The organism is Burkholderia sp. MSMB1589WGS, from assembly GCF_001636105.1.
GTDB lineage: Bacteria > Pseudomonadota > Gammaproteobacteria > Burkholderiales > Burkholderiaceae > Burkholderia > Burkholderia humptydooensis.
Map to the genome: position 1 here is coordinate 2,398,113 of NZ_LNJT01000008.1, position 25,538 is coordinate 2,423,650.

The window sequence follows — 25,538 nt, forward strand, 5'->3', positions numbered from 1 at the left end:
GACGCCGCACCGATCAACCCGATTCTGTTCTGAAGAGGAAGCGATGCAATTCAACGACCTTCTCGCCGCGCTCGACGTCGATCTGTCCCGCTGGCAAGGCAGTGCGCTGACCGCCCGGTCGCCCGTCGACGGCGCGACGCTCGCGACGCTCGCCGCCGACAGCCCGGCGGACGCCGGGCGCAAGATCGACGCCGCGCATCAAGCGTTCCTCAAGTGGCGCACGGTGCCCGCGCCCGTGCGCGGCGAGCTCGTGCGTGTGTTCGGCAACGTGCTGCGCGAGCACAAGGCGGCGCTCGGCCGGCTCGTCACGCTCGAGGCGGGCAAGATCGCATCCGAGGGCCTGGGCGAAGTGCAGGAGATGATCGACATCTGCGATTTCGCGGTCGGTCTGTCGCGGCAGCTTTATGGCCTGACGATCGCGTCCGAGCGCCCCGGCCACAGGATGATGGAGACCTGGCATCCGCTCGGCGTGTGCGGCGTGATCTCCGCGTTCAACTTCCCGGTTGCCGTATGGTCATGGAATGCGGCGCTCGCGTTCGTGTGCGGCGATCCGGTCGTCTGGAAGCCGTCCGAGAAGACGCCGCTCACCGCGATCGCGTGCCACGCGCTGTTCGCGAAGGCGGTGCGCGAATTCGACAAGACCCATCCGGGCGTCGTGCCGGAGGGGCTGCACCAGCTCGTGCTCGGCGGCCGCGACGTCGGCGAGGCGCTTTGCGCTTCGCCGAAGGTGCCGCTTGTGTCAGCGACGGGCAGCGTGCGGATGGGCATCGAGGTCGCGCAGGTGCTGAGCCGGCGGCTCGCGCGCAGCATTCTCGAGCTCGGCGGCAACAACGGGATGATCGTCGCGCCGAGCGCGGATCTCGATCTCGTCGTGCGCGCGGTCACGTTCGCCGCGGTCGGCACGGCGGGCCAGCGCTGCACGACGCTGCGCCGACTGATCGTGCATCGCGGCGTCGCCGATCAATTGCTGCCGCGCCTCGAGAAGGCGTTCGCATCGGTGAAGGTCGGCGATCCGCTCGAAGCGGGCACGCTCGTCGGCCCGCTGATCGATCGCGCATCGTTCGACGCGATGCAAAAGGCGCTCGCCGATGCGCGCGAGCAGGGCGGCGATGTCAAGGGCGGCGAGCGCGTCGAGCTCGGTCATGCGCACGCGTACTACGTGCGCCCCGCGCTCGTACGGATGCCGAAGCAGACGGCCGTCGTCACGCGCGAGACGTTCGCGCCGATTCTGTACGTGCTCGTCTACGACGATTTCGAAGACGCGCTCGCGATCCACAACGGCGTGCCGCAAGGGCTGTCGTCGGCGATCTTCACGAACGACGTGCGCGAGGCCGAGCAGTTCATGTCGGCGGCGGGCAGCGATTGCGGGATCGTGAACGTGAACATCGGCACGAGCGGCGCGGAGATCGGCGGCGCGTTCGGCGGCGAGAAGGAGACGGGCGGCGGCCGCGAGTCGGGCTCCGACGCGTGGAAGAGCTACATGCGCCGCGCGACGAACACGATCAACTACAGCCGCGAATTGCCGCTTGCGCAGGGCGTGAAGTTCGACGTGTAAGCGGCGCGCCGGCGCGCGGGTCCATCGTGTGCGAGAGGCGCTCGCCGTCGAAGTCGGCCCAATGCCGGTAATCGCCGGACGTTGCGACGGCCGCGTCGACGCGATCGCGAAGGGCGCGGGCGCGTCGTTCGCGCTGCGCTCGCCGGCGCCGTGCGAGGCGGACGGGGTTCAGGCGGTGGTCGACGGGCTCGCGCTCGGCGACGATCGTGCGACGCGCCCGTGAGCGTGCAACCCGCCTGGCGAGGCGCGCTTCCCGATTGCCGTTCGCGCTGGGCGCGAAGTTCGGCGGGCAAGCGGCGGGCGCGGCCGGCCGGAAGAGCGCACCGGCGGTTCGCTTGCGCACCGCCCGAAAAAAGCCCGGGAACCATTCCGAGCCCTTTTTCCTGTCGCGATTCCGGCGCCGCGCCCGATCGGATCGTCGGCGTTCGCGGCCGCCCGCGTCAGCTCGCCATGTGCGTTCGGCGGGCGCTTGCCGGGATCGGGGCCCGATGCGGGGCCCGATTCGCGGCGCGATAACGGGCGCCGACGGCGTGCCGCATTTCGTCGAGGCCGGCGCGCGGCGTCAGAACCAGCCGGATATCCATCCCGCGATGCCTTTGAACGTACTCTTGATGCTGTCCCACGCATTGCTGAGCCACGCGACGACATCCTTTACGACGCCCACGATGAAGCTCGTAATCTTGTCGAAAAGTTCGCTGAAGAAATTGCCGATCTTGTCCATCAAGGCGACGATCGGGTGCTGAAGTTCCGGGTGTTCCAGTCCGATTTTGATCGCCGTGTCGAAAATCTTGTCGATTCTCGCGTTGGAATCCTCCTTCGCCTTTTTCCTCTGTTCTTCCATCTTCTTCTTGAATTCTTCGACGGAAGCGGGAGACGCTCCTGAACTCTTCAGCGCCTCGGTTGCGCCGACGATGCCGGTCTCGATTCCGCTCGCTTCCTCCTGTCCGGACGATTGCGCGTCGATTTGCAGCCCTTTCAGCAAGTCGTTGTCCTGCGCTGAAAGCTTCGCGGAAGACGCCTGCGCGGCGGTGAAATAAGAGGCGAGCTGCTGCGAGGCGGCATAGCGGCGGGGCGATGCCTGATCAAGAGACGACTTGTAATGCGTGCGCATTTCCTCCAGAACGTCGGTAAATTGGCTCATTTTGTGGCTCCTCGGAAAAGCACGGATTGAATTTGAAAGCGAGAGCCGTGCCGATTGTCTCTCGACTAAAGAGTAGGATTTATTCGTCGGTGAATACCTACCATTTTTGTTAGTTTGAAATTTTCAGGGGCGGGTATTTTGTGAGGCCGGCTGCTTACGCGCCGTTCCGCGCGGCCGTCGACCCCCGCACGATCAACTCCCCCGGCAGCACCAGCGTGCGCGCGGACATCGCCGGATCGGCGAGCCGCTGCGTAAGCAGTTGCATCGCGTTCTTGCCGATCTCGTAGACGGGCTGCGCGATCACCGTCACGCCGGGCGTGACGAGCTCCGTCCATGCGTCGTTGTCGAAGCCCGCGAGCGCGACGTCGTCCGGCACGCGCGCACCGCGCTCGCGCAGCGCCCGATACGCGCCGAGCAGCAGCAGGCCGTTGCTCGCGACGATCGCGTCGGGCCGCGCGGCCGCGTCGCCCGACAGCCACGCATGCACGCGCGCGTGCGCCGCCTGCGGATGCGGATCGACGAATTCCGCGTCGACGGGCAGCGCGTGGCGGCGCAGCGCGTCGACGAACGCCGCGTGCCGTTCGCGGCCCGTCGTGCTCGCGTTGCCGAACAGCCCCGCGACGCGCCGGTAGCCGCGCCCGACCAGATGCTCGGCAAGCTGCGCCGCCGCGTCGCGGTTGTCGAGCGTGACCGCGTCGGCCGCGCCCGCCGGCCCCGCGCGGTCGATCATCACGACCGGGAACGCGTGCGCGCGCGCGTCGAATTGCCGCGCGGCGTCGTATGTCGGCGAATAGATGACGCCTGTCACGCGCTCGCTTTCCATCAGCCGCAGGTACATCGCTTCCTTTTCCGGGTTCTCGTCTGTGTTGCAGAGGATCACGCGCATGCCTTGCGCGTATGCGGCGTCCTCGACCGCGCGACTTACCTCGGTGAAGAACGGGTTGCGCACGTCGGACACGATGAGGCCGATCGTCGCGGTTTCGCCCGAGCGCAGCCGGCGCGCGGCCGCGTTCGGCCGGTAGTCGAGCCGCTCGATCACTTCGAGCACGCGGCGGCGCACGGTGTCGCGCACCGGGCCGTTGTTCGACAGCACGCGCGAGACCGTCGTGACCGACACGCCCGCCGCTTCCGCGACATCCTTGATTCGTAACGCCATGACGACTGAAATCGATTTCTTTCCGGGATCGGTATTTACCCTGAATCTGGGCGACGGAAGCAACCCCCGGCGCAAGCGCCGGGGCCGCCCGCAGACAGGCCGTTTGCCTATTCTATCGGCGCTCGCCGCACATTTCACGCGGTTTCCCAAAATCGGGGAACGCTTGACGGTCAAAGTGGTATCGATTCCAATACGCACATTCCAACGACTCATCCCAGGAGACGCGATGCCGCCGTTGCTCACCGCGGAACTCGTCCGGCTCGGCGCGAAGGCCGACTCGAAACACGATGCGATCGGCCAGGCCGGCGCGCTGCTCGTCGCGGCGGGCGTCATCGAGCCCGGCTATGTCGACAGCCTGCACGGCCGCGAGCAGGTGTCGAACACGTACCTCGGCAGCGGCGTCGCGATCCCGCACGGGCTGCAGGAGGATCGCCACCTGATCCGCCGCACGGGCGTCGCGGTGCTGCAACTGCCGGACGGCGTCGAGTGGCAGGGCGGCGAGCGCGCGCGGCTCGTCGTCGCGATCGCCGCGCAGTCCGGCGAGCACATCGCGCTGCTGCAGCGCCTGACCCGGCTGATCGGCGATCCGGCGCAGCTCGAGCGGCTGCTCGCCGCGCGCGATCCGCAGGCAATTGTCGACGCGCTGAACGGCGCGCAGCCGGCGCGCGCGGCAAGCAGTGCAAGCGTAACGGGCGCGGCCGGTGGCGCGTCGGCCGCCGTCGCCGCGGCGACGCCCGCCGACTACGCGCACCAGCGGGAACTGATCCTCGACTATCCGCACGGCCTGCACGCGCGGCCCGCGAGCGCTTGGGTCGCGACCGCGAAGCGCTATCAGGCGGCGCTGCGCGTGCGTTGCGGCGAGTTCGCCGCCGATCCGAAGAACCTCGTCAGCCTGTTGCAGCTCGGCGCGACCGCGCAGGCGCGGCTCGTCGTGTCCGCGCAGGGCGTCGACGCGGCCGACGCGCTCGCCGCGCTCGCGCGCACGATCGAAGCGCTCGCCGCCGAGGAGCATGCGCGCGCGGCGGCCGCGCAGGCGCGCCGGCAGAGCGCGCAGCCGGCGCTGTGGACGCCCGAGGACCCGGCGACCGCGTTCGAGGGCATCGGCGCGGGGCCGGGCCTCGTGACGGGGCCGGTGCGCGTGCTGCGCGCGACGCGCGTCGACGTCGAGGACCGGCCGGGCGACACGCTCGACGCGTCGCATCGGTTCGAGCGCGCGCTCGCCAATACGGCGGCCGAGCTCGACGCGCTCGCGCGCGAGACGGCGTCGCGGCTCGGCGCGGCCGAGGGCGAGATCTTCGTCGCGCAGCGCGAGCTGCTGAACGACGCCGGGCTGCTCGACGAGGTCGTGCGGCTGATCGTCGACGGGCACGGGCTCGCGTGGGCGTGGCATCGCGCGACCGAAGCGCAGGCCGGGCGGCTCGCCGCGCTCTCCGATCCGCTCCTCGCCGCGCGCGCGACCGATTTGCGCGACGTCGCGCGGCGCGTGCTGCGGCATCTCGGCGAGACGGGCGACGGCGCGGCGGCGGGCGGCGCGGGCGCGCCGTCGATCCTGATCGCCGAAGATCTGACGCCGTCCGACACCGCGCAGCTCGACCCGGCCGTGACGCTCGGCTTCTGCACGGTCGCGGGCGGCCCGACGTCGCACACGGCGATCCTCGCGCGCACGCTCGGCGTGCCGGCGGTGGTTGCGTGCGGCGCGACGCTGATGGGCGTCGCCGACGGCGCGTGCGCGGTGCTCGACGGCAACGCGGGGCGGCTTTACGTCGGCGTGTCGGCGCGCGATGCCGAGCGCGCGCGGCAGGTCGAGCAGCGCCTGGCCGACGAGCGGCGGCGCGCGAGCGCGAACCGCGCGCTGCCCGCGGCGACGCTCGACGGCCACGTGATCGAGATCGGCGCGAACATCACGCGGCCCGCGCAGGTTGCGGACGCGCTCGCGCAGGGCGCGGACGGCGTCGGCCTGATGCGCACCGAGTTCCTGTTTCTCGAGCGCCGCGACGCGCCCGACGAGGACGAGCAATACGCGTGCTACAAGCAGATGGTCGACGCGAGCGGCGGCCGGCGGCTCATCATCCGCACGCTCGACATCGGCGGCGACAAGCAGGTGCCGTATCTGAACCTGCCGCACGAAGCGAATCCGTTCCTCGGCGTGCGCGGGCTGCGCTTGTGCCTGCGGCGGCCGGATCTCTTCGTGCCGCAACTGCGCGCGCTGTATCGCGCGGCGAAGGCGGGGCCGCTCTGGATCATGTTCCCGATGGTGTCGACGCTCGACGAGGCGCGCGACGCGCTCGCGCTCGCCGAGACCGTGCGCGCCGAGCTCGACGCGCCGAAGGTGCCGCTCGGCATCATGGTCGAGACGCCGTCGGCCGCGGCGCTCGCCGATCACTTCGCGCAGGTCGTCGATTTCTTCTCGATCGGCACGAACGACTTGACGCAATATGTGCTCGCGATCGACCGCGAGCATCCGGAGCTCGCGCGGCTCGCCGAAAGCCTGCATCCGGCCGTGCTGCGGATGATCAGGCAGACGGTCGACGGCGCGCGCCGTCATCGCAAGTGGGTCGGCGTGTGCGGCGGGCTCGCGGGCGATCCGCTCGGCGCGTCGATTCTCGCGGGCCTAGGCGTCGACGAGCTGTCGATGAGCGCGCGCGACGTCGCCGCGGTGAAGACGCGGCTGCGCGGCGCGCGGCTCGACGCGCTGCAGGCGCTCGCGCTGCGCGCGCTCGACTGCGCGGACGTCGATGCGGTGCGCGCGCTCGATTCGGCCGAGATCCGGGCGGCCGCATGACGACCGTCGTGACCGTGACGCCGAATCCGGCGCTCGACCAGACCGTGCGCGTGCGCAACCTCGCGCTCGGCGACGTGAACCGCGCGGAATCGCTCGAATTCAACGCGGGCGGCAAGGGCGTGAACGTCGCCGGGTGCCTCGCCGACTACGGGATCGCGACGATCGCGACCGGGCTGCTCGGCGCGGACGACGGCGCGGCGTTCGACGCGATGTTCGCCGACAAGCAGATCGCGGACCGCTTCGTGCGGATCGCGGGGCGCACGCGGATCAACGTGAAGCTCGTCGACGATGCGCGCGGCGAGACGACCGACATCAATCTCGCGACGTCGCGGCCGACGGCGGCCGATGTCGCCGCGCTCGAGCGCCGGATCGTGGAACTCGCGGCGCCCGGCTGCTGGGTCGTGCTCGCGGGCAGCCTGCCGCCGGGCGTCGATGCGTCGTTCTACCGGCGCGCGACGCGCGCGCTGCACGACGCGGGCGCGCGCGTCGCGCTCGACACGAGCGGCGCGCCGCTCGCCGACGCGCTCGCGGCGGGCGACCCGCGCGAGCTGCCGGACCTCGTGAAGCCGAATCTCGCGGAGCTCGAGGCGGCGCTCGGCCGCGCGCTCGCCGGCGACGACGCGATCGTGCGCGCCGCGTGCGAGCTGGCCGCGCGGGGGATCGCGCACGTCGTCGTGTCGCTCGGCGCGCAGGGCGCGCTCGGCGTGGCGGCGGAATTCGGCGCGGATGTCGATGCGAACGTCGCCGCGCCGCGGCCGACCGCCTACCGGATCTTCCGCGCGACGCCGCCGCGCGTGCCTGTCGCGAGCACGGTCGGCGCGGGCGATGCGTTCGTCGCCGGGCTCGTCGCGAGCCTGACGGAAGCGCGCGCCTGGGGCGACGCAGGCCGCCGCGCGACCGCGTTCGCGGCCGCGAAGCTCGCGCGCGTCGGCCCGCACCTGCCCGGGCGCGCGGCGCTCGACGCGCTCGCCGCGCAGGTCGAAGTCGACACCTTCACGCTGGCCGCCGAAGCGGGCGGCGCCGTTCATTCATAAACCGGGCAGGCCGGAGACAGTCATGGAAAAATTGATCGGACTCGTGGCGGCGCCGGCGCGGACCGCCGCGCCGACCTTCGCCGCGCACGCGCTCGGCCGCGCCGCGCAAGCGCGCGGCGTTGCGCTCGCGCTCGAGACGCGCAGCGCGCTCGGCGTGCAGACGCCGTTGTCCGCCGAGCAGATCGGCGAGGCGAGCGCCGTGCTGATCGCGGCGGACGATCCGGCGTCGATCGACGAAGCGCCGTTCGCCGGCAAGACGATTCATCGCGTGTCGGTCGACGATGCGATTCGCGACGCGCACGCCGTGCTCGCGCGCGCGTCGGGGCAGGCCGCCGTCGCTTCGGCCGCGCAGGCTGCCGCTGCCGCGTCGAGCGGCTCGCGCCCGCTGAAGATCGTCGCGATCACGTCGTGCCCGACCGGCATCGCGCACACGTTCATGGCGGCCGAAGGGCTCGCGCAGGGCGCGCAGGCGCTCGGCCATGCGATTCACGTCGAGACGCAGGGCTCGGTCGGCGCGCAGAACCGGCTGACCGACGCGCAGATCGCCGAAGCGGACCTCGTCGTGATCGCCGCCGACACGCAAGTCGACAAAAGCCGCTTCGGCGGCAAGCGGCTCTACGAGACAGGCACGAAGAGCGCGATCGGCAAGGGCGCGGCGCTGATCGAAAAGGCGATCGCCGACGCGCGCGTCGAAGGCGGCGCGGCGGCAGGCGCGGCGGCGCTTGCCGATCAGGTCGCCGCCGCGAAGCAGGCGCGCGCCGCGAAGGCGGGCGGCCCGTACCGGCACCTGATGACGGGCGTGTCGTACATGCTGCCGTTCGTCGTCGCGGGCGGTCTGCTGATCGCGCTGTCGTTCGCGCTCGGCGGCATCTACGCGTTCGACGACGCGCACAAGGGCACGCTCGCGTGGTCGCTGTTCCAGATCGGCGCGAAATCGGCGTTCGCGCTGATCGTGCCGGTGCTGTCCGGCTACATCGCGTACTCGATCGCGGACCGGCCGGGCGTCACGCCCGGCATGGTCGGCGGGATGCTCGCCGCGAGCCTGAACGCGGGCTTTCTCGGCGGCATCGTGTCGGGCTTCCTCGCGGGCTACGCGGCGCTCCTCATCAACCGCCATCTGAAGCTGCACCGCAATCTCGAAGGGCTGAAGCCGGTGCTGATCATTCCGCTCGTGTCGACGCTCGTCGTCGGCCTGTTGATGCTCTACGTCGTCGGCTCGCCCGTCGCGGCCGCGCTGCACGCGCTCGAAGGCTGGCTGCGCTCGATGCAGGCGGGCAGCGCGGTCGTGCTCGGGCTGATCCTCGGCGGGATGATGGCGGTCGACATGGGCGGCCCGGTGAACAAGGCGGCTTACGCGTTCAGCGCGGGGCTGATCGCGAGCCACGTCTATACGCCGATGGCGGCGACGATGGCGGCCGGGATGACGCCGCCCCTCGGCATCGCGCTCGCGACGTGGCTGTTCCGGCAGCGCTTCGGGACCGAGGAGCGCGAGGCGGGCAAGGCGGCGGCCGTGCTCGGGATCGCGTTCATCACCGAAGGCGCGATTCCGTTCGCCGCGCGCGATCCGATGCGCGTGATTCCAGCGTGCATCGCCGGCTCGGCGGTGACGGGCGCGATCTCGATGGCGGCGGGCGCCGAGCTGAAAGTGCCGCACGGCGGGATCTTCGTGCTGCCGATTCCGAACGCGGTCACGCATCTGGGCGTGTATGCGCTCGCGATCGTCGCCGGCACGCTCGTGACCGCGCTCGCGGTCGGCATGCTGAAGCGGGCGGCGCAGCCGGCGGCGGCCTGAAGCCGGGGCGGCGCGCGGCCGCGGATGCGGCCGTCGCCTGCTGCACACTTGTGCGCGTCGCCATCGGCGACGTGCGATGTTCCGCACCGACGCCATGCGCGCCGCGCCGCGATGCTTCGGAGTCCGGCATCGGGGCGCGGCATTCCGGCAAATGGAACGGCCCGTTGATTGTCCGCACGTCCGCTTCCGTCGTGGACGCACGGACGATACATTGCGTGAACGATCCGCGCGATCCACCGACCGCCGCCCCCCGTTCGCGCTCCCCGAAGCGGCGCATCCCACCGACGTCTCTTACAATCGGATGCGCCGCCGCGATGCCGGGCGGGTCGATCCGGGATCGTCGCGCGGGCTTCGTCGCCGACCGGCGCTCCGTTCATCGTTTCGGGAATCCTTTTCGTGAGTGACAACGCCTATACCAACGAATTCGGCCAGCCGACCGGCGCGCCGGTGCCCGGCTGGCAGCCGCGTTCCGCGCCGCCGCGCACGCCGGCGCAGGGCCGGTTCTGCCGCATCGAGCCCGTCGATCCGGGCCGGCACGCGGACGATCTGTATGCGGCGTACGCAACGGCCGCCGACGGTCGCGACTGGACGTACATGGGCGGCGGCCCGTTCGCCGACGCCGCGAGCTATCGCGCGTACCTGGAGAAGGCGACCGCAAGCGACGATCCGCTGCATCACGCGATCGTCGATCTGGCGACGGGCAAGGCGGTCGGCACTTTCGCGCTGATGCGCGCCGATCGCGCGAACGGCGTGATCGAAGTCGGGTTCGTCGCGTATTCGCCGCTGCTGCAGAAGACCTGCGCGGGCACCGAGGCGCTGTTCCTGCTGATGCGGCGCGTGTTCGACGAGCTCGGCTATCGCCGCCTCGAATGGAAATGCGACAGCCTCAACGCGCCGTCGCGCGTGGCGGCGCTTCGCTATGGCTTCACGTATGAGGGGCTATTCCGGCAGGCCGTCGTCTACAAGGGGCGCTCGCGCGACACCGCATGGTATTCGATCGTCGACGGCGAATGGCCCGTGCTGCGCCCGGCGTTCGAGCAGTGGCTCGCCGCCGGGAATTTCGACGAGCAGGGGCGTCAGCGGCAGTCGCTGTCCACGCTGATCGCGGCGGCGCGCGGCGGCGGCGCGTGACGCACGGGCGGCGAGCGCGAGCGTCGATTCCGCCGTCGAATTCGGGAGACCGCATGGGCGAACTGACGATATGGGGGCGGCGCGATTCGTTCAACGTGCAGAAGGTGCTGTGGCTGCTCGACGAACGCGCGCTGCGCTACGACTGGCGGCCCGCCGGCGGCGGGTACGGCGGCCTCGACGATCCCGAATTCCTGCGGATGAATCCGCACGGCCGCATTCCGGTGCTGCGCGACGGCGCGCACGCGATCTGGGAATCGCACGCGATCGTTCGCTATCTCGCCGCCACCTACGGCGACGACGCGCTCTGGCCGCCGGACCCGCTCGCGCGCTCGCAGGCCGACCGCTGGATCGACTGGATGCTCGCGACGCTGCAACCGGATTTCCTGACGGGCGTGTTCTGGGGCTACTACCGCACGCCGGAGCCGCGGCGGCGGTGGGACGCGATCCGCCGCGACGTCGCGCGCTGCGCGCGGCATTTCGGCGTGCTCGACCGGCAGCTCGCGGATCGCCCGTTCCTCGGCGGCGAGCGCCTCGGGCTCGCGGACGTGTGCATCGGCGTATCGCTGTACCGCTACTACGGGCTTGACATCGAGCGCCCGTCGCTGCCGAACGTCGAGCGCTGGTATGCGCGGCTGCAGGCGCGGCCCGCGTATCGGCGCAACGTGATGCTGCCTTTCGGCCATCTGAAGGGGCGTCTGGACTTCTGATCCGCGTGGCGCCTCCGGACTTCCGGCATCGATTGGCCTCGATTTCGACGCCGAGGCGGGCGGCCGGTAAAATGCCCGAACCCCGGCGGCGGCCCGCGGCCGCCGTCAGACGACAACGACATTCGGAGACACTCCCGTCATGGCTTCAACGGAAAGCGCGTCGCGCGCATCGGCGTCGGCATCGGCATCGGCGATCGACGCCGGCGTCATCTCGGCGCGCCTCGACCGCCTGCCGCCCACCCGCAGCGTCTGGAAACTCGTCGCGCTGCTGAGTCTCGGCTTTTTCTTCGAGCTCTACGATCTGCTGTACAGCGGCTACGTCGCGCCCGGCCTCGTGAAGAGCGGCATCCTGAGCGCGACGACGCACGGGCTGTTCGGCACGACGGGCGTCGCGAGCTTCATCGCCGCGCTGTTCGCGGGGCTCTTCATCGGCACGATCGCGTGCGGCTTCCTCGCCGACCGCTTCGGCCGCCGCGCGGTGTTCACGTGGTCGCTCCTGTGGTACACGGCCGCGAACGTCGTGATGGCGTTCCAGGACACCGCCGCGGGCCTCAATTTCTGGCGCTTCGTCGTCGGGCTGGGGCTCGGCGTCGAAATGGTGACGATCGGCACGTACATCTCGGAGCTCGTGCCGAAGCAGATCCGCGGCCGCGCGTTCGCGTGCGAGCAGGCGGTCGGCTTCGCCGCGGTGCCCGCCGTCGCGCTGCTCGCGTACCTGCTCGTGCCGCGCGCGCCGTTCGGCCTCGACGGCTGGCGCTGGGTCGTGCTGATCGGCGCGCACAGCGCGCTCTTCGTCTGGTGGATTCGCCGCCAGTTGCCGGAAAGCCCGCGCTGGCTCGCGCAGCAAGGCCGGCTCGACGAAGCCGAGCGCGTGCTCGCCGCGCTCGAGGCGAGGGTCGAGGCGGAGTACGGCCGGCCGCTGCCGCCGCCCGCGCCCGCCGAGCCCGTCCCGCCGCGCGGCCGGTTCGGCGACATGTGGGCGCCGCCGTACCGCAAGCGCACGGTGATGATGACGATCTTCAACGTGTTCCAGACGGTCGGCTTCTACGGCTTCGCGAACTGGGTGCCGACGCTGCTCATCAAGCAGGGGATCACCGTCACGACGAGCCTCATGTATTCGAGCGTGATCGCGCTCGCGGCGCCGATCGGGCCGCTGATCGGCCTCGCGATCGCCGATCGCTTCGAACGCAAGACGGTGATCGTCGCGATGGCGGGCGCGGCGATGATCTCGGGGCTGCTGTTCAGCCAGGCGTCGGCCGCGTGGCTGCTCGTCGCGCTCGGCGTGTGCCTCACGCTCGCGAACAACATCATGTCGTACAGCTTCCATGCGTATCAGGCCGAGCTGTTCCCGACGGCGATCCGCGCGCGCGCGGTCGGCTTCGTCTATTCGTGGAGCCGCTTCTCGGCGATCTTCACGTCGTTCGCGATCGCGGCCGTGCTCAAGGGATTCGGCACGCCCGGCGTGTTCGTGTTCATCGCGGGCGCGATGGCGATCGTGATGGCGTCGATCGGGATGATGGGGCCGCGCACGAAAGGCATCGCGCTCGAAGCGATATCGCATTGACGGCGCGCCGGGCGGACGGCGCGCGCGTTCGATGCGTGCGCCAGCGCCTGGCGACGAAGGGCTGGCCGGCGGCGGGCATGCGGGCGGCGTGCCGCGATGCCGTATTCAGGCGAGCCGCATCAGCGGTCCGCTCCGCGCACGTGGCTTTGCGATGGGCGTGCTCGAACGGCGCGACCCGATGCGCGCGACAGGCATCGGGCGATGCAACGACGTCGGACGCAGCCGACGCCGCTTCCGTCGGTCGGCTCACGCCTCCAGCGCGAGCACCGCAAACGACGCGAGCCAGTGCTCGCCCATGTAGTCGCCCGCGACGTGCTCGAGCGCGCTCGCGAGATGCGCGTCGGCCGCGCCGGCGAGCGCCGCCCGGCGCGGATCGCCGTCCGGCAGCGCCCGCGCGAGCGAGCGCTGGCACCACGCGCGGCTCAGGTTCAGGCCGTCGAGGTGCGCGATCTTGCCGTCGGTGCGGTCGGTGACGGTGGCGGGCGTGAAGAGCGTCGCCGGCTCGCGCGCGGCGAGCGACGGCAGGAACGCGTCGAACCACGCGAGAAACTCGGCCGCCGGCAGCACGCGCCGCATCAGCTCCGCCTCCATCAGCGCGGGCGACAGGAACTCGTCGCCGCTCGGCTCCCACGCCTGACAGTTCGCGTCGCGCAGATGCCAGCGCCGCGCGGTGTCGACGATCAGCGCCTCGAGCGCCGCGCGCCCCGTCTGCCGTGCGAAATCGAGCGCGAGCGACAGCGCGAACGCGGTGTTGAAGTGCGTGCCGACGCGCAGCGGATAGGTCGCCTTCGGCAGGAATTCGGTGAAGCGCTCGACGAAGATGTCGGTCAGCGGCGCGAGCGTCGCCGACCAGCGGCGGCCCGCGTCCGACGTCATCGACGCGAGCTGCGCGGACAGCGCGAGCAGCCATCCCCAGCCGTATGGCCGCTCGAAGCCATGATTGTGCGGCAGGTTCAGGTACGCCGCTTCGCCCGCGACGTTCTCGGCGGTGAAGTGCGCGTCGACGGTCTCGACGATGCGCCGCGCCTGCGGCAGATCGGCAAAGCGATCGAGCAGCCGCGTGACGAGCCAGTAGCCGTGCACGCACGAATGCCAGTCGTAGCTGCCGTAGAAGATCGGATGCAGCGCGCGGGGGCCGCGCACGTCTTGCGGGCCGGCGAGCGAATGCGTGAGCTTGTTCGGATATTCGCGCGTCAGGTGGCCGAGCGCGAGGTTCGCGAATTGCGAGGCGAGGGCGGGCGTCAGTTGTCGGGCGGTCATGGCGAGGGCGTCGAAAGAAGAGCGGCGCGCATCGCGCGCGCCGCGGTCGACGACATGTTACTCGCCGGCGTCTACGGACGGCAGTGCAACTGCTGGTAGCGCGTTTCGAGCTCGATCTGCTGCTCGCTGCGCTCGCGCTGTTCCTTCGCTTCCCGCTCGGTGGCCGGATACGGCTGGTGCGCCGACGAACGGCTCCCGTAGCCGGACGACAGCGCCGCGAAGTTCGACGGCGCATGGCCGTTCGCGGACGGCAACGGCCGCGACGGCGGCGGTTCGTAGACGGGCGGCGCGGGGACTTTCCACGGCGTCGGGCTGTTGATCGCGCTCGGCGTGAGCAGCGCGGGCGGCGCCGAGCGAGCGGCGGCTTGCGTGTGGCGCGCCAGATTGTCGATCTTCGACGCGAGCTCGTCGCACGCTGCCTGCCGGCCCTGATCCTGCGCGAACGCGAAGTTGCGCTGCAGCGGGGCCGCGTATTGCGGCTTCGCGCCGGATGGCGCGGGCTTCGGCAGCGTTTGGGGGGCGAGGCTGCCGGACGGCAGCGAATGGGCGCGGGCGGTGGCGGGCGGCGTCTTCTGGCGTGGTTGCGGCGGCACCGCGCGGGACGCCGCCGCCGCGCTCGCCGGCGAGCCGGCAAGCGGCTGCGCTTGCGCGCTCGTGCACGCCGCGAGCAGGATCGCGGCCAGCGCCGCGCGCGACATCGGGACATTCATGCGGCGAAGTAGCGACAAAAATCTAACGAGCCGCGGATCGTCTCATGGCGAGCCGTGTCATGTCGATTGGATTCGTGTGGAGATTTGTCTCGGTGAGCGCGATGGCTCGGGATTCTCGTCTGCGCCCCGCCGACGGCGTAGGTTCGGATCGACAGCGCGCATCCGCAAGCCGCATGCCGAACGACACGCGCGTCACTTGACCCAAAGCGGATGATCCGCATAACGGCAGAATCGCGCGATCACGCGCGGCTTCAGAAAATATCTCGCGTTGGCGGCATTGATGAAATTCTCCGACAGCGCGAGGCTCGGCTCTTCGTTTCTGACCGCGTGCCACCAGGTGGCCGGCATGTACACGATCTCGCCGGGCTGCTGCACATGCATGTGCGCCCGTGCGTTCGCGAATAGCGGAAAGCGATCGAGGTCGGGGCGAAACGCGTCGACTGCCCCTCGATACATGCATTGCGCCTGATCCGGCGAATAGACGAGCCACCGCTTGCTGCCGACGAACAGCGCGTTCCACGCGCTCGTCAGCAGGAAATCGACGTGCAGATGCGACGCCGACGAGGCCGGGCCGATGTACAGCCAGCGCCATTTCGGTTGCCACTTGCCCGGAAGGCGCGTCGCCCAGTTCGCGAAGTGGCGCGGAACCCGATACTGCGCGCGCAAGTCCGGAATGTCGTCTTCGAATACCCAGTCTTTCAGATAGAAATGCGCGTCCGGATCGCCGAGGCTGTCGATGTAATCGGCGAGCGGCAGCGTGACGGTGCGGTCGTAGTCGTCGGAACGCCGGGCGACGATCGTCACGTTGCCGTGGCGACGTTTGAAGTAATCGAGATTCCAGAGGCGCGCGGCCTCCCAATCCCGCATGAGGCCCGTGAGCACGACCGGTTTTCCCGGCATCGCATACCGTTCGACGAACTCCTCGCACGACAGCGCGTCGCGTCTGTCGATCGGCAGGAAACCAGTTCGCGCGACGCCGTTCATGTCAGGCCACGTTCGCGGCGGCCGCGATCGGCGATGCGCCGCGCGCGCGCTCCGTGCCCACGCGAAGCACGTCGACGGGTTCGAGCGGCCGTCTGACCGAATCGGGATTCAGGCCCGCGCGCATCGAGGCGATGACGCCCGCGGCTTCCCAGTAGTTGTCGACGATGCGCAATTGTCCCGGCGCCCACGGCAGGCTGCGAAGATCGTTGCGCATGACGTTGCGATTCTCGCGCACGGCGATGACGGGTATGCGTTGCGCCAGTGCGGCGAATACCGGCAATCCGACGCAGCCTTCGGGAATCACGATGCACGACACGTCGGACACGGATACCGTCCCGGCGGCGTCGCTCGCGCGCGCGAGCTCGACGATGCGGGGCGAGCGCTTCAAGCCCTTGAGGATGCACTGCAGGAACGTGAGGGAAACGACTTCCGGCGCGATGCGCGGATCGACTACGCCGTAATCGCGCACGGCGAATCGCGCGTCTTCGTACATTGGCGAGTGCGCTGACGGCACCGAGAACAGTGTCGATATGGTGTGCGTGAGCATGGCTTCGACGCCGCCCCACGGATTGACCATGCCGGGCGTGCCTTCGTAGTAGCCGGTGCGGCATTCGTCCGGGACGTGGATGTGCGAGGCGATCGCGACTGCGTCGAACGTGTCGCGATGCTCGGCGAGCAGCGCCACGAGCGCGTCCAGGTTCTCGACGACGCCGGCCGCGCGGCCGCTCGACGCATAGGTGCTCGTCAGGCGGATGCCGGGGTCCAGGTGCAATACGCGAGGGCAATCGAGGCCGTATGCGGCGCGCGCGGCATTGACCGAGTTGATCGCCGCGTTGACGAAGGTCGGGCATTCGTTCGAGCCGACGACCGCGAGCACGCGGTTTGCCCGCACCGGTTGAAGGCCGATCTGGCCGAGCAGGAGCCGGCAGATGACGCTGCCTTCGACATAGAGGCCGTTCGCCGGCAGCTCGTTAATGTCCGCGGCGTTGACGACGTTCGGATGCGTGATCAGGCGATCGCAGATCGACGACAGCAGCATCGCGACGGGGCCGGCGTCGCCGTCGTGGCCGCCGATTTCCGCGCCGATGCCGGTCGGCACGATCAGCGCGACGTTGAATTCGCCGCCGCCGATGCGCGTTCGACGCTCGCATTTGAACAATCCGCCGGCCCGGATGGCATCGGGAATCTCGCCGTTCGACAGCACGCCGATTTCGCAATCGAATCCGCGTTCGTCGCTGCGCGTGACGACGAAGCGCACCGGCGTCTCGTCGGGTTCGAGCTGCTGCCGCGTGAGCTCGCGAAGACGGTCGAGCGACAGGCTCGCCAGCGGGCGGGAAACGGAAAACGCTTTTTCATGGATATGCATGGTCGAGTCCCCCGTTCTGGCGAAGAAAGTCTTCGTAGGAAAACCGCTGGACCACCGCGAGCCTGCCGGTTTCGTCCCTGCGATAGATGGTTGGCATGTTGATGCCGTTGAAGCGATGCGCTTTCACGAGCGTATAGGCGCCGGCGTTCACGAACGCCACGCGGGAGCCCACCTTCAGCGGCGCGTCGAAGCGACAGGTGCCGAACAGGTCCCCTGCGAGGCACGACGCGCCCGCCAGCAGGTACGCATGCTCGTGCGCGGGATGATGGCCGGCGACGTCCGGCCGAAACTGATATTCGAATACCTCGGGGTAGTGATTGACGGTCGTATCGAGCACGGCGACGGACGTGCCGCCGCTGTCGAACAGATCGACGACGGACGCGACGATCGTCCCGGCCGCACGCGCGATCGCCGCACCCGGCTCGACGAACAGCGTGATGCCGAAGCGCTCGCGCAGGCGTTTTGCGCACGCGTGGAACCGGTCGACGTTTCGCGCGTTGTCCGCGATGTAGCCGCCGCCCAGATTGACCCAGGCGAGACCGTCGAGCGCGCGCGAGAGCCGCTTTTCGATGTGATCGATCGTTTCGGCGAGCTGACCAAAATCGGGGGAGTCGCAGTTCGTGTGGAAATGAATGCCCTGCAGGCCCTGCAGCGCGCGCGGATCGTCGGCGACGGCGCGTTCCATCGCGTCGAGCGGCACGCCGAGCTTCGAATGAGGCCGGCACGGATCGTAGCGCGCGTCGGCCACGACCGAATATTGCGGATTGATCCGCAAGCCGCACGACAGGCGGCCCGCGAACGCGGCATGCAGGCGACCCCATTGCGACAGCGAGTTCAGCGCGACGTAATCGCAGTTGTCGACGATCGCGCCGAGGTCGCGGTCGCTCAACGCCGGCGTCGTGAGATGGATCGAGCCCGCCCGGCCGAGGACCGCGCGCGAAAACGCGGCCTCGAACGGCGAAGATGCGGCGAAGCCGTCGACATGCGGCGCGATGCATTCGAGCGCTCCCGCGTGCGAGAACGGCTTCAGCGGATACAGCAGGCGGCAGCCGCTGTCGCCGAGCAGCGCGTGCATCGCAGACAATGCATCGCGCAGCGCGCGTTCGTCATAGACGAATGCGGGCGTGTCGAGCGCATCGAGCGCATCGAGCGTTTCGGCTTCGCGTCGCCGGGCGGACGGTGGCGTCGCGGCAGAGGTCGCGGAGGCCGCGCAGGCGCGGCGGGCCGCATCCGCGCCATCGCTCCGAGGCGCGTCGTTTTCGTCGCGCTCGCGCAGCCTGAGCGCTTGATTCACGCGCGCGATCGCGCCGTCGGGCGGACGTCGAACGCAGCGCGTGACGGGCAGGGCGCGCCGCAGCAATCGCTGGAAATCCGCGACGCTCACTTCCATGTCGTTGAATACGCCGCGCCGATCATAACTGCGCGTCGATGCCGCAACCTGGCTTCGATAATTGAGTTGAATGTCTTCCTCGACGAGCTCGATCTGCAATTGCTCGACATTGCATTGCCGGGCGACGTTCAGCGCGCCGTCCGCCGCGTGGCCGTAGCTGCGGATCTTCACGCTGCACGCTCGCGGGCCGACCGGAATGAACGACATCGCCTGGATGTGATCGGGAAAGACCGTGATGCCGAGCATCGTCGCCGTTTGCGCCGTTTCGGGAATCGAGCCGAACACCGTCAGTTGAAGCGGGCGCGAAAGGGCGGCGTTGCCGTCGGCCATCGCGCGTTGCCGCGCTTCCTCGTCGGCGCCGTGTGTCGCGCCGCACTTCAATGCATCGCGATAGCGCGCCTCGACGGGCGACAGTCGCGCCGATTCCGGTTCGCGCAGCGTCAGCAGGTCGGATTGGCTCGACAGCTCGAACAAGCGGATCATCGCCCGGTGCGCCGCCGGGAAGTGATACATCTCGAGAAAGTTTTCCCACAGAATCTTCGCGTCCGCTTCGACGGCGAAGTCGTACCAGCCCTTGCCGATGAGCGGCGCCATCCGCTCGATCCGGTATGGGGCGAGCATTCGCGCATGCTCCCAGATAGCGGCGACGCCGCCTCGGCCAGCCGCGAACCGCACGAATATCAGCCCTTGCCAGAGGTCGACGTCGATCGGCGCGAGCGCGCCGCACGCGCGCAGCCGTGCCGGATCGTCGGTTCGGCGATCGATGTCGATGAGGCGCTCGGCGCGTATCGCGCCGTCCCGGCCGCGAGAAACGTATGCGCGCTCGCCCGATACGTCGAGCGTCAATGCGCGTTCGCCGTCGCCCAGCTCCGCCGCGTGGCCGACGAAATGCCAGGCGGGCAGGACGAGCGCGTCCCTTTCGAGCGCGTGCAGCTCCGCGTCGCCGTATACCCAGGTGGCCATCGTCTCGCGCAGCGGTCCGCTCGCGAGCCGCGGCCCGATGTCGGCGATGTCGGCGATGTCGGCGCTATCGATCGTCGGCTCGCCGCTTCGTTTCGCGAGCGACGCGTAGTGCGCGGGGATGTCCGGATACGTCAGCAGGTGCTGACGAAGCTCGGCGCGAAGCACCGACAGGATAGACGGATCGCGCGCACGGCGAATCTCCGCCGCGAGGAAGCCGATGCGCAGCAGCACGCGGAACCGGTCCGGCACGAACGGCCGCTTGACATCGGGAAACGCGAAATACACGCGCTCGTACAGCGCCGCCATTCGGCGGCTGACGCGCGAGACCGCTTTGCGCACGAGGATGCCGCCGCCGTCGTCGACGACTGCAGGAACGCGCGACAGAGAAAAGGCTTGCTGGCGAAAATCCGTGCCGAACTCGCCGTGTCGCGCCCCCGGCGCGTTTGCGCAGCGTCCGTCGACGTCGAAGGTCCAGCCGTGATACGGGCATCGAATGTGGCGATGCGGATCGAATGAGCCGGCAGCCTGAAAGATCTGCGTCTGCCGATGAGGGCAAACATTCAGGAACACGCGCGCCTCGCGCTCGCCCGAGCGGACCGCCGTCATGCTTTCCTGAAACGCATAGCCCGTCACGTAATCGCCGACGTTCGGCATCTCGTCCAATCGACAAAAGAGATGCCAGTCGTCGGTGTCGGCATGGTGTTCGACCGCCCGCAGCATCGTTGCCGCGTAGAATGCGCGCGCATTCTCGAGCGAGACAGGCTCGCCCGTTTGCGCCGCGTATCGAGCGGCTGCGCGATCGAAATGCGAGGCCGTTTCGCCTGCGCCGTCGAGCAGGGCTTCGACTCGCGCGTCCCAGTCGGACAGCGACGATGCGGCCGCTTGGCGTGCGCGGACGACCCATTCGTATTGTTCAAGACCACAAGCAATCAGTTGTCTTTCGTATTCTCGATCGGCCCCGGGGTGGTCCATTCACGCGTTCCCTCGCAAAAAAACGCGACGACGAAGTTCGGTTCGGATAATGGATGCGTCGTTGTTTTCATCATAGGTAATGAAAATTAAATAGGGTAGCTTGAGATTGCGTTGGCGCGTCGCGATCGGTGCGACGGGCGAAACAATCGGCGGGAATATCGACGAGAGATTGAATGTGGCTCGGCCGAAGCTGATTTGCATGGACGAGCCGACGATGGGGCTGTCGCCGCTCTATGTCGACAGGATGTTCGAGCTGATCGACGCGCTCAACAGGCAGGGCTTGACGGTGTTCATGGTCGAGCAGAACGCGAGCCTCGCGCTTCGGAGCGCGCACTACGGGTATGCTTTGCAGATGGGGTGCGTCGTGCTCGATGGGGCGGCTGAGTTGTCGCTGGCGTGCAGAGAGCGCCCGGCGCACGCGTTGCCGTTACGCCGGCTTCCCCGCCTTGCGGCTCGCCGCCGGCTCGCGCGGCGCACGCGCGCACGCCTCGTCGAGCCGCCGCATCGCGTCCGCGACGTCGCTCCGAAAGCGCACGAGCGCCGCGTTTTCCGGCGCGGGCGGCTGCAGCCCCGTCCACAACAGATCGATCAACTGCTCGGCCGTCGTCTCGGTGTCGAGCTTCCGATGGCCGAGGATCGCGTCCCACAGCACATGCTCGATCGGCCCGAACACCATCGAGCGCAGCAGGCTGAGCGGCATGTCGGCGCGCACCTGTCCCGTCGCCTGTCCGCGCGCGAGCACGTCCATCAGCGGCGCCGTGTAGCGGCGCTGCAAGGCCGCCAGCTCGTCGGCGAGCGCGTGCTGCTTCGCGCGTCCCTCGGAGAGCACGAGCGCGCAGAGGCCCGTGCCGTTCACGAGCATCAGCCGCAGATGCGTGCGGACGATGAACGCGAATTGCTGCCGCACCGATCCGTCGCGCGACATCCCCGTCTCGAACGCATCGATGATTTCGTCGTACCAATCGGCGATCACGCGCGCGCACAGCTCCCGCTTGCCGCGAAAGTAGCTGAACACCGTCGCCTCCGACACGCCGACGCGCTGCGCGATCTCCGCCGCGGTCGCGTGCTCGTAACCTTTCTCCGCGAAGACTTCGCGTCCCGCGCGCAAGATGTCCTGCACGCGCTGCTGCGACTTGCGGCCGGCGGGCGCGCGCGGCGCGTCCGCGCGGTCGGTTTTCTGAGTGGCGGTCATATGGGTTGTCCCGCGGGGGTGTCCTGCGGCTGTCGGGCGTCGTTGCGGTGTGCTCGATCATAACTGAGTAGCGCTCAAAAAACTATTGACGCTCGTGCGGATCAAGCGCGAAACTAGCGAAAATTCCCGCAGCATATGGCAATGAACCGGCGGACGTATCGATTTGAGCAAGACTCAATAATCGATGCGTCCGAGGACTTCCTGGAGACGGAGGAGACATGAGCAACCTGCCCGGCGTGAACTTCATGCTCGGTGAAGACATCGAGATGCTGCGCGATTCGATCGCGCATTTCGCCGCGAAGGAAATCGCGCCGCGTGCGGCCGAGGTCGATCGCACCGACCAGTTCCCGATGGACCTGTGGCGCAAGTTCGGCGAGCTGGGCGTGCTCGGGATGACAGTCGCCGAGGAGTACGGCGGCGCGAGTCTCGGCTACACCGCGCACATGGTCGCGATGGAGGAGATCTCGCGCGCGTCGGCGTCGGTCGGGCTGTCGTATGGCGCGCATTCGAATCTGTGCGTGAACCAGATCCACCGCAACGGCACCGAGGCGCAGAAGCGCAAGTATCTGCCGAAGCTGATCTCCGGCGAGCACATCGGCGCGCTCGCGATGAGCGAGCCGAACGCGGGCTCCGACGTCGTCAGCATGAAGCTGCGCGCGGACCGGCGCGGCGACCGCTACGCGCTGAACGGCACGAAGATGTGGATCACGAACGGTCCGGACTGCGACACGCTCGTCGTCTATGCGAAGACCGAACCCGAAGCCGGTGCGCGCGGCATCACCGCGTTCATCGTCGAGAAGGGGATGAAGGGCTTCTCGGTCGCGCAGAAGCTCGACAAGCTCGGCATGCGCGGCTCGCACACGGGCGAGCTCGTGTTCGAGGACGTCGAGGTGCCCGAAGAGAACATCCTCGGCGAGCTGAACGGCGGCGTGAAGGTGCTGATGAGCGGTCTCGACTACGAGCGCGCGGTGCTCGCGGGCGGCCCGACGGGCATCATGGCCGCGTGTCTCGACGCGGTCGTCCCGTACGTTCACGACCGCAAGCAGTTCGGCCAGCCGATCGGCGAATTCCAACTGATCCAGGGCAAGATCGCCGACATGTACACGACGTTCCAGGCATGCCGCGCGTATCTGTATGCGGTCGGCCGGCATCTCGATGCGGGCGGCGGCGCCCACGTTCGCCAGGTGCGCAAGGATTGCGCGGGCGTGATTCTCTACACCGCGGAAAAAGCGACGTGGATGGCGGGCGAGGCGATCCAGATCCTCGGCGGCAACGGCTACATCAACGAATATCCGGTCGGCCGCCTGTGGCGCGACGCGAAGCTCTACGAGATCGGCGCCGGCACGAGCGAGATCCGCCGGATGCTGATCGGCCGCGAGCTGTTCGCGGAAACGGCCTGACCCTGCGCGCGGAGCCCACGCGATGCCGATCATCGAATCCAAGCTGAACCCGCGTTCCGACGAATTCCGCGCGAACGCCGCGGCCCTAGAGGCGCTCGTCGCCGACCTGCGCGAGAAGATCGACCGGCTCGCGCTCGGCGGCGGGCAGGCCGCGCGCGACAAGCATCTGTCGCGCGGCAAGCTGCTGCCGCGCGAGCGGATCGCGCAACTGCTCGATCCGGGCACGCCGTTCCTCGAGCTGTCGCAACTCGCCGCATACGGGATGTACAACGACGACGCGCCGGGCGCGGGCATCGTCACCGGCATCGGCAGGATCGCCGGCCGCGAGTGCGTGATCGTCTGCAACGACGCGACGGTCAAGGGCGGCACCTACTACCCGGTCACCGTGAAGAAGCACGTGCGCGCGCAGGAGATCGCGGCCGAAAACCGGCTGCCGTGCGTGTATCTCGTCGATTCGGGCGGCGCGAACCTGCCGAATCAGGACGACGTGTTTCCCGACCGCGACCACTTCGGCCGGATCTTCTTCAATCAGGCGAACCTGTCGGCGGCGGGCATCGCGCAGATCGCGGTGGTGATGGGCTCGTGCACCGCGGGCGGCGCGTATGTGCCCGCGATGAGCGACGAGTCGATCATCGTCAGGAACCAGGGCACGATCTTTCTCGGCGGGCCGCCGCTCGTGAAGGCCGCGACGGGCGAGGAAGTGAGCGCCGAGGATCTCGGCGGCGGCGACGTGCACACGCGCCTGTCCGGCGTCGCCGATCATCTCGCGCAGAACGACGCGCACGCGCTCGCGATCGCGCGCACGATCGTCGGCAACCTGGGCGCGCGCCACGGCGCGTCGCTTGCGATGCGCGAGCCGCTGCCGCCGCGCTACGACGCGAAGAGCCTGTACGGCGTGATTCCCGTCGATACGAGGAAGCCGTTCGACGTGCGCGAGGTGATCGCGCGGATCGTCGACGATTCGGCGTTCGACGAATTCAAGGCGCGCTACGGCACGACGCTCGTCACGGGCTTCGCGCACGTCTGGGGGCACCCGGTCGGGATCGTCGCGAACAACGGCATTCTGTTCTCCGAATCGGCGACGAAGGGCGCGCACTTCATCGAGCTGTGCTGCCAGCGCAAGACTCCGCTCGTGTTCCTGCAGAACATCACGGGCTTCATGGTCGGCCGCAAGTACGAGAACGAGGGCATCGCGCGCCACGGCGCGAAGATGGTGACGGCCGTGTCGACCGCGAAGGTGCCGAAGTTCACGGTGATCATCGGCGGCTCGTTCGGCGCGGGCAACTACGGAATGTGCGGCCGCGCGTTCGGCCCGCGCTTTTTGTGGATGTGGCCGAACGCGCGGATTTCGGTGATGGGCGGCGAGCAGGCGGCGTCGGTGCTCGCGACCGTGCGCCGCGACGGGATCGAGGCGAAGGGCGGCGAATGGTCGGCGCAGGACGAGGAGGCGTTCAAGCAGCCGATTCGCGACCAGTACGAGCGCCAGGGCCATCCGTACTACGCGAGCGCGCGCCTGTGGGACGACGGCGTGATCGACCCCGCGCAGACGCGCGACGTGCTGGGCCTCGGCCTTGCCGCCGCCATGAACGCGCCGATCGAGGACACGCGCTTCGGCGTGTTCCGGATGTGACGCATGCAAAGGAGCCGATGATGCGCTACGAAACGATCGAAGTGACCGACGACGGCCGTGTCGCGACCGTCACGCTCGCGCGCCCCGACGTGCGCAATGCGTTCAACGAGACGATGATCGCCGAGCTGACCACCGCGTTCGACCGGATCGACGCGCATGCGTCGCTGCGCGCGGTCGTGCTCGCCGCGCGCGGCCCCGCGTTCTGCGCGGGCGCGGACCTGAACTGGATGAAGAAGATGGCGGGCTTCTCCGACGACGAGAACCGCGCCGACGCGCGCCGGCTCGCGCGGATGCTCGATGCGGTCTACCGCTGCGCGAAGCCCGTGATCGCGCGCGTGCACGGCGACGCTTACGCGGGCGGCGTCGGGCTCGTCGCCGCGTGCGACATCGCGATCGCCGCCGAGGACGTGAAGTTCTGCTTGTCCGAGGCGCGTCTCGGGCTGATCCCGGCGACGATCGCGCCTTATGTCGTGCGCGCGATGGGCGAGCGCGCCGCGCGCCGCTATTTCGCGACGGCCGAGGCGTTCGACTGCGCGAAGGCCGCGCAGCTCGGCTTCGTGCACGAGCGCGTGCCGGCCGGCGCGCTCGATGCGAGCGTCGCGAAGCTCGCCGAAGCGCTGTGCGCGAACGGCCCGCAGGCGGTGCGCGCGTGCAAGACGCTCGTGCGCGACGTCGCGGGCCGCGCGCTCGACGCCGCGCTGATCGAGCAGACCGCCGGCTGGATCGCGAAGACGCGCGCGGGCGCGGAGGCGCGCGAAGGCGTCGCGTCGTTCCTCGAGAAGCGCACGCCGTCGTGGCGCGCGTGATCC

At 69.2% G+C, this 25,538-nt stretch carries 18 protein-coding genes and 4 pseudogenes; 13 read left to right on the forward strand and 9 right to left on the reverse strand.

Annotated features, from left to right (window positions below; translation table 11 throughout):
• Window positions 1-43 precede the first annotated feature (43 nt).
• On the forward strand, window positions 44-1,555 hold the full coding sequence (locus tag WT16_RS27780; RefSeq protein ID WP_063534699.1) for an aldehyde dehydrogenase family protein: 1,512 nt from the start codon (window positions 44-46) through the stop codon (window positions 1,553-1,555).
• Here the strand turns inward: WT16_RS27780 and WT16_RS33190 are convergent.
• Window positions 1,554-1,661 (reverse strand): annotated as a pseudogene (locus WT16_RS33190) (FAD:protein FMN transferase); the annotation flags it as partial. The gene WT16_RS27780 and the pseudogene WT16_RS33190 sit on opposite strands and share 2 nt — an antisense overlap.
• Between WT16_RS33190 and WT16_RS34620 the strand changes: the two are divergent.
• A pseudogene (locus WT16_RS34620) lies at window positions 1,650-1,778 on the forward strand (sensor histidine kinase); the annotation flags it as partial. The pseudogenes WT16_RS33190 and WT16_RS34620 sit on opposite strands and share 12 nt — an antisense overlap.
• Window positions 1,779-2,117: 339 nt before the next feature.
• Here the strand turns inward: WT16_RS34620 and WT16_RS27785 are convergent.
• Together WT16_RS27785 and WT16_RS27790 are read right to left on the reverse strand one after the other, a co-directional pair.
• The gene (locus WT16_RS27785) at window positions 2,118-2,696 is read right to left on the reverse strand and encodes a hypothetical protein (RefSeq protein ID WP_009915346.1); all 579 of its coding nucleotides are present in this window, start codon (window positions 2,694-2,696) and stop codon (window positions 2,118-2,120) included.
• Window positions 2,697-2,850: 154 nt separating this feature from the next.
• Entirely contained in the window at window positions 2,851-3,852 is a 1,002-nt protein-coding gene (locus WT16_RS27790; protein WP_015603982.1) for a LacI family DNA-binding transcriptional regulator, read from the reverse strand.
• 226 nt (window positions 3,853-4,078) lie between these two features.
• Between WT16_RS27790 and ptsP the strand changes: the two genes are divergently transcribed.
• From ptsP to WT16_RS27820, 6 genes and pseudogenes are all read left to right on the forward strand, one after another.
• Complete coding sequence (gene ptsP / locus WT16_RS27795) at window positions 4,079-6,634, forward strand: phosphoenolpyruvate--protein phosphotransferase (protein WP_063534700.1); 2,556 nt, start codon at window positions 4,079-4,081, stop codon at window positions 6,632-6,634.
• The gene (locus WT16_RS27800; RefSeq protein WP_015602773.1) at window positions 6,631-7,668 is read left to right on the forward strand and encodes a 1-phosphofructokinase family hexose kinase; all 1,038 of its coding nucleotides are present in this window, start codon (window positions 6,631-6,633) and stop codon (window positions 7,666-7,668) included. Before ptsP ends, WT16_RS27800 begins: the two co-directional genes overlap by 4 nt.
• A gap of 22 nt (window positions 7,669-7,690) precedes the next feature.
• On the forward strand, window positions 7,691-9,460 hold the full coding sequence (locus WT16_RS27805; RefSeq protein WP_063534701.1) for a PTS fructose-like transporter subunit IIB: 1,770 nt from the start codon (window positions 7,691-7,693) through the stop codon (window positions 9,458-9,460).
• Window positions 9,461-9,774: 314 nt separating this feature from the next.
• Window positions 9,775-10,591: pseudogene (locus WT16_RS27810) on the forward strand (GNAT family protein).
• 53 nt (window positions 10,592-10,644) lie between these two features.
• The gene (locus WT16_RS27815) at window positions 10,645-11,298 is read left to right on the forward strand and encodes a glutathione S-transferase (RefSeq protein WP_015603486.1); all 654 of its coding nucleotides are present in this window, start codon (window positions 10,645-10,647) and stop codon (window positions 11,296-11,298) included.
• Between the two features lie 139 nt (window positions 11,299-11,437).
• The gene (locus WT16_RS27820) at window positions 11,438-12,862 is read left to right on the forward strand and encodes an MFS transporter (protein ID WP_063534702.1); all 1,425 of its coding nucleotides are present in this window, start codon (window positions 11,438-11,440) and stop codon (window positions 12,860-12,862) included.
• Between the two features lie 246 nt (window positions 12,863-13,108).
• Here WT16_RS27820 and WT16_RS27825 read toward each other — a convergent pair whose 3' ends face one another.
• The 5 genes from WT16_RS27825 to WT16_RS27845 form a co-directional block, all read right to left on the reverse strand.
• Window positions 13,109-14,122, reverse strand: a complete 1,014-nt coding sequence (locus WT16_RS27825; RefSeq protein WP_006028830.1) for a DUF2891 domain-containing protein — start codon at window positions 14,120-14,122, stop codon at window positions 13,109-13,111.
• Window positions 14,123-14,193: 71 nt separating this feature from the next.
• Window positions 14,194-14,832, reverse strand: coding sequence for a hypothetical protein (locus WT16_RS27830; RefSeq protein ID WP_063534703.1), 639 nt, complete (start codon window positions 14,830-14,832; stop codon window positions 14,194-14,196).
• A gap of 192 nt (window positions 14,833-15,024) precedes the next feature.
• The gene (locus tag WT16_RS27835; protein ID WP_006028828.1) at window positions 15,025-15,816 is read right to left on the reverse strand and encodes a cupin-like domain-containing protein; all 792 of its coding nucleotides are present in this window, start codon (window positions 15,814-15,816) and stop codon (window positions 15,025-15,027) included.
• Window position 15,817: 1 nt separating this feature from the next.
• The gene (locus WT16_RS27840; protein ID WP_063534704.1) at window positions 15,818-17,182 is read right to left on the reverse strand and encodes a DUF3326 domain-containing protein; all 1,365 of its coding nucleotides are present in this window, start codon (window positions 17,180-17,182) and stop codon (window positions 15,818-15,820) included.
• A complete protein-coding gene (locus WT16_RS27845) occupies window positions 17,169-20,189 on the reverse strand; it encodes a Rieske 2Fe-2S domain-containing protein (RefSeq protein ID WP_231892119.1) in 3,021 nt (1,006 codons plus the stop codon). Before WT16_RS27845 ends, WT16_RS27840 begins: the two co-directional genes overlap by 14 nt.
• A gap of 21 nt (window positions 20,190-20,210) precedes the next feature.
• Here WT16_RS27845 and WT16_RS35295 point away from each other — a divergent pair, with 21 nt between their 5' ends.
• Together WT16_RS35295 and WT16_RS35300 are read left to right on the forward strand one after the other, a co-directional pair.
• On the forward strand, window positions 20,211-20,597 hold the full coding sequence (locus WT16_RS35295; protein ID WP_231892120.1) for a hypothetical protein: 387 nt from the start codon (window positions 20,211-20,213) through the stop codon (window positions 20,595-20,597).
• Window positions 20,598-20,682: 85 nt separating this feature from the next.
• Window positions 20,683-20,892 (forward strand): annotated as a pseudogene (locus tag WT16_RS35300) (ABC transporter ATP-binding protein); the annotation flags it as partial.
• A gap of 42 nt (window positions 20,893-20,934) precedes the next feature.
• On the opposite strand, the gene WT16_RS27850 reads toward WT16_RS35300, so the two are convergent.
• Window positions 20,935-21,699 carry a TetR/AcrR family transcriptional regulator gene (locus WT16_RS27850; RefSeq protein ID WP_006028825.1) on the reverse strand — a complete coding sequence of 255 codons (765 nt, stop codon included), beginning with the start codon at window positions 21,697-21,699 and terminating at the stop codon, window positions 20,935-20,937.
• A gap of 218 nt (window positions 21,700-21,917) precedes the next feature.
• Between WT16_RS27850 and WT16_RS27855 the strand changes: the two genes are divergently transcribed.
• Genes WT16_RS27855 through WT16_RS27865 form a run of 3 tightly spaced genes read left to right on the forward strand, consistent with a single transcriptional unit; the run spans window position 21,918 to window position 25,535 of the window.
• Window positions 21,918-23,099 (forward strand): isovaleryl-CoA dehydrogenase, encoded by a 1,182-nt coding sequence (locus WT16_RS27855; RefSeq protein WP_063534706.1) that lies wholly within the window; start codon window positions 21,918-21,920, stop codon window positions 23,097-23,099.
• 22 nt (window positions 23,100-23,121) lie between these two features.
• Window positions 23,122-24,729 (forward strand): carboxyl transferase domain-containing protein, encoded by a 1,608-nt coding sequence (locus tag WT16_RS27860; protein WP_063534707.1) that lies wholly within the window; start codon window positions 23,122-23,124, stop codon window positions 24,727-24,729.
• A gap of 20 nt (window positions 24,730-24,749) precedes the next feature.
• Window positions 24,750-25,535 carry an enoyl-CoA hydratase/isomerase family protein gene (locus WT16_RS27865; protein WP_015602552.1) on the forward strand — a complete coding sequence of 262 codons (786 nt, stop codon included), beginning with the start codon at window positions 24,750-24,752 and terminating at the stop codon, window positions 25,533-25,535.
• Window positions 25,536-25,538 lie beyond the last annotated feature (3 nt).

Excerpts from the sequence above, each read along its gene's own strand:
- WT16_RS27780 (WP_063534699.1), top strand. The coding sequence starts at position 44 with ATGCAATTCAACGACCTTCTCGCCGCGCTCGACGTCGATCTGTCCCGC.
- WT16_RS27785 (WP_009915346.1), bottom strand. The coding sequence starts at position 2,696 with ATGAGCCAATTTACCGACGTTCTGGAGGAAATGCGCACGCATTACAAG.
- WT16_RS27790 (WP_015603982.1), bottom strand. The coding sequence starts at position 3,852 with ATGGCGTTACGAATCAAGGATGTCGCGGAAGCGGCGGGCGTGTCGGTC.
- ptsP (WP_063534700.1), top strand. The coding sequence starts at position 4,079 with ATGCCGCCGTTGCTCACCGCGGAACTCGTCCGGCTCGGCGCGAAGGCC.
- WT16_RS27800 (WP_015602773.1), top strand. The coding sequence starts at position 6,631 with ATGACGACCGTCGTGACCGTGACGCCGAATCCGGCGCTCGACCAGACC.
- WT16_RS27805 (WP_063534701.1), top strand. The coding sequence starts at position 7,691 with ATGGAAAAATTGATCGGACTCGTGGCGGCGCCGGCGCGGACCGCCGCG.
- WT16_RS27815 (WP_015603486.1), top strand. The coding sequence starts at position 10,645 with ATGGGCGAACTGACGATATGGGGGCGGCGCGATTCGTTCAACGTGCAG.
- WT16_RS27820 (WP_063534702.1), top strand. The coding sequence starts at position 11,438 with ATGGCTTCAACGGAAAGCGCGTCGCGCGCATCGGCGTCGGCATCGGCA.
- WT16_RS27825 (WP_006028830.1), bottom strand. The coding sequence starts at position 14,122 with ATGACCGCCCGACAACTGACGCCCGCCCTCGCCTCGCAATTCGCGAAC.
- WT16_RS27830 (WP_063534703.1), bottom strand. The coding sequence starts at position 14,832 with ATGAATGTCCCGATGTCGCGCGCGGCGCTGGCCGCGATCCTGCTCGCG.
- WT16_RS27835 (WP_006028828.1), bottom strand. The coding sequence starts at position 15,816 with ATGAACGGCGTCGCGCGAACTGGTTTCCTGCCGATCGACAGACGCGAC.
- WT16_RS27840 (WP_063534704.1), bottom strand. The coding sequence starts at position 17,182 with ATGCATATCCATGAAAAAGCGTTTTCCGTTTCCCGCCCGCTGGCGAGC.
- WT16_RS27845 (WP_231892119.1), bottom strand. The coding sequence starts at position 20,189 with ATGCCGAACGTCGGCGATTACGTGACGGGCTATGCGTTTCAGGAAAGC.
- WT16_RS35295 (WP_231892120.1), top strand. The coding sequence starts at position 20,211 with ATGCCAGTCGTCGGTGTCGGCATGGTGTTCGACCGCCCGCAGCATCGT.
- WT16_RS27850 (WP_006028825.1), bottom strand. The coding sequence starts at position 21,699 with ATGACCGCCACTCAGAAAACCGACCGCGCGGACGCGCCGCGCGCGCCC.
- WT16_RS27855 (WP_063534706.1), top strand. The coding sequence starts at position 21,918 with ATGAGCAACCTGCCCGGCGTGAACTTCATGCTCGGTGAAGACATCGAG.
- WT16_RS27860 (WP_063534707.1), top strand. The coding sequence starts at position 23,122 with ATGCCGATCATCGAATCCAAGCTGAACCCGCGTTCCGACGAATTCCGC.
- WT16_RS27865 (WP_015602552.1), top strand. The coding sequence starts at position 24,750 with ATGCGCTACGAAACGATCGAAGTGACCGACGACGGCCGTGTCGCGACC.